Source organism: Streptomyces pratensis, assembly GCF_037137275.1.
Taxonomy (GTDB): Bacteria; Actinomycetota; Actinomycetes; order Streptomycetales; family Streptomycetaceae; genus Streptomyces; species Streptomyces pratensis_B.
Genome location: NZ_JBBBEN010000086.1, coordinates 1,667 through 4,895 on the forward strand (window position 1 = coordinate 1,667; position 3,229 = coordinate 4,895).

The 3,229-nt window shown below is 56.6% G+C and carries 1 rRNA gene; it reads left to right on the forward strand.

Annotated elements, in window-relative coordinates:
- Positions 1-81 precede the first annotated feature (81 nt).
- Positions 82-3,207: ribosomal RNA gene (locus V9U70_RS13165) — 23S ribosomal RNA — on the forward strand.
- Positions 3,208-3,229: the final 22 nt, after the last annotated feature.

The following is a 3,229-nucleotide window of genomic DNA, read 5'->3' on the forward strand; positions in this document are numbered from 1 at the left end:
CCCAGTGAACTCGTCTGTTTGGGCGGGGTGGTGGGTGGCTGGTCGTTGTTTGAGAACTGCACAGTGGACGCGAGCATCTGTGGCCAAGTTTTTAAGGGCGCACGGTGGATGCCTTGGCACCAGGAACCGATGAAGGACGTGGGAGGCCACGATAGTCCCCGGGGAGCTGTCAACCAAGCTTTGATCCGGGGGTTTCCGAATGGGGAAACCCGGCAGTCGTCATGGGCTGTCACCCGCTGCTGAACACATAGGCAGTGTGGAGGGAACGCGGGGAAGTGAAACATCTCAGTACCCGCAGGAAGAGAAAACAACCGTGATTCCGGGAGTAGTGGCGAGCGAAACTGGATGAGGCCAAACCGTATGCGTGTGATACCCGGCAGGGGTTGCGCATGCGGGGTTGTGGGATCTTTCTTTCATAGTCTGCCGGCTGTGAGACGAGTCAGAAACCGTTGGTGTAGGCGAAGGACATGCGAAAGGTCCGGCGTAGAGGGTAAGACCCCCGTAGCTGAAACATCAACGGCTCGTTTGAGAGACACCCAAGTAGCACGGGGCCCGAGAAATCCCGTGTGAATCTGGCGGGACCACCCGCTAAGCCTAAATATTCCCTGGTGACCGATAGCGGATAGTACCGTGAGGGAATGGTGAAAAGTACCGCGGGAGCGGAGTGAAATAGTACCTGAAACCGTGTGCCTACAAGCCGTGGGAGCGTCGCTGTCGTTCTTCGGAACGGCAGTCGTGACTGCGTGCCTTTTGAAGAATGAGCCTGCGAGTTAGCGGTGTGTAGCGAGGTTAACCCGTGTGGGGAAGCCGTAGCGAAAGCGAGTCCGAACAGGGCGTTTGAGTTGCACGCTCTAGACCCGAAGCGGAGTGATCTAGCCATGGGCAGGTTGAAGCGGAGGTAAGACTTCGTGGAGGACCGAACCCACCAGGGTTGAAAACCTGGGGGATGACCTGTGGTTAGGGGTGAAAGGCCAATCAAACTCCGTGATAGCTGGTTCTCCCCGAAATGCATTTAGGTGCAGCGTCGTGTGTTTCTTGCCGGAGGTAGAGCACTGGATAGGCGATGGGCCCTACCGGGTTACTGACCTTAGCCAAACTCCGAATGCCGGTAAGTGAGAGCGCGGCAGTGAGACTGTGGGGGATAAGCTCCATGGTCGAGAGGGAAACAGCCCAGAGCATCGACTAAGGCCCCTAAGCGTACGCTAAGTGGGAAAGGATGTGGAGTCGCAGAGACAACCAGGAGGTTGGCTTAGAAGCAGCCACCCTTGAAAGAGTGCGTAATAGCTCACTGGTCAAGTGATTCCGCGCCGACAATGTAGCGGGGCTCAAGCGTACCGCCGAAGTCGTGTCATTCATGCGCATAGGGCTAACGCCTGTATGGATGGGTAGGGGAGCGTCGTGTGCCGGGTGAAGCAGCCGCGGAAGCGAGTTGTGGACGGTTCACGAGTGAGAATGCAGGCATGAGTAGCGATACACACGTGAGAAACGTGTGCGCCGATTGACTAAGGGTTCCTGGGTCAAGCTGATCTGCCCAGGGTAAGTCGGGACCTAAGGCGAGGCCGACAGGCGTAGTCGATGGACAACCGGTTGATATTCCGGTACCCGCTTTGAAACGCCCAGTACTGAATCAGGCGATGCTAAGTCCGTGAAGCCGGCCCGATCTCTTCGGAGTTGAGGGTAGTGGTGGAGCCGATGAACCAGACTTGTAGTAGGTAAGCGATGGGGTGACGCAGGAAGGTAGTCCAGCCCGGGCGGTGGTTGTCCCGGGGTAAGGGTGTAGCCCGTGTGGTAGGTAAATCCGTCACACATTTGAGGGTGAGACCTGATGCCGAGCCGATTGTGGTGAAGTGGATGATCCTATGCTGTCGAGAAAAGCCTCTAGCGAGTTTCATGGCGGCCCGTACCCTAAACCGACTCAGGTGGTCAGGTAGAGAATACCGAGGCGTTCGGGTGAACTATGGTTAAGGAACTCGGCAAAATGCCCCCGTAACTTCGGGAGAAGGGGGGCCATCTCTGGTGAGAGCACGTGCTGCTTGAGCTGGGGGTGGCCGCAGAGACCAGCGAGAAGCGACTGTTTACTAAAAACACAGGTCCGTGCGAAGCCGTAAGGCGATGTATACGGACTGACGCCTGCCCGGTGCTGGAACGTTAAGGGGACCGGTTAGCTGCTTTTCGGAGTGGCGAAGCTGAGAACTTAAGCGCCAGTAAACGGCGGTGGTAACTATAACCATCCTAAGGTAGCGAAATTCCTTGTCGGGTAAGTTCCGACCTGCACGAATGGCGTAACGACTTCTCGACTGTCTCAACCATAGGCCCGGTGAAATTGCACTACGAGTAAAGATGCTCGTTTCGCGCAGCAGGACGGAAAGACCCCGGGACCTTTACTATAGTTTGATATTGGTGTTCGGTTCGGCTTGTGTAGGATAGGTGGGAGACTGTGAAGCGGCCACGCCAGTGGTTGTGGAGTCGTCGTTGAAATACCACTCTGGTCGTGCTGGATGTCTAACCTGGGTCCGTGATCCGGATCAGGGACAGTGTCTGATGGGTAGTTTAACTGGGGCGGTTGCCTCCTAAAGAGTAACGGAGGCGCCCAAAGGTTCCCTCAGCCTGGTTGGCAATCAGGTGTTGAGTGTAAGTGCACAAGGGAGCTTGACTGTGAGACCGACGGGTCGAGCAGGGACGAAAGTCGGGACTAGTGATCCGGCAGTGGCTTGTGGAAGCGCTGTCGCTCAACGGATAAAAGGTACCCCGGGGATAACAGGCTGATCTTCCCCAAGAGTCCATATCGACGGGATGGTTTGGCACCTCGATGTCGGCTCGTCGCATCCTGGGGCTGGAGTCGGTCCCAAGGGTTGGGCTGTTCGCCCATTAAAGCGGTACGCGAGCTGGGTTTAGAACGTCGTGAGACAGTTCGGTCCCTATCCGCTGCGCGCGTAGGAATATTGAGAAGGGCTGTCCCTAGTACGAGAGGACCGGGACGGACGAACCTCTGGTGTGCCAGTTGTCCTGCCAAGGGCATGGCTGGTTGGCTACGTTCGGAAAGGATAACCGCTGAAAGCATCTAAGCGGGAAGCCTGCTTCGAGATGAGTATTCCCACCCTCTTGAGGGGTTAAGGCTCCCAGTAGACGACTGGGTTGATAGGCCAGATGTGGAAGCCTGGTAACGGGTGGAGCTGACTGGTACTAATAGGCCGAGGGCTTGTCCTCAGTTGCTCGCGTCCACTGTGTT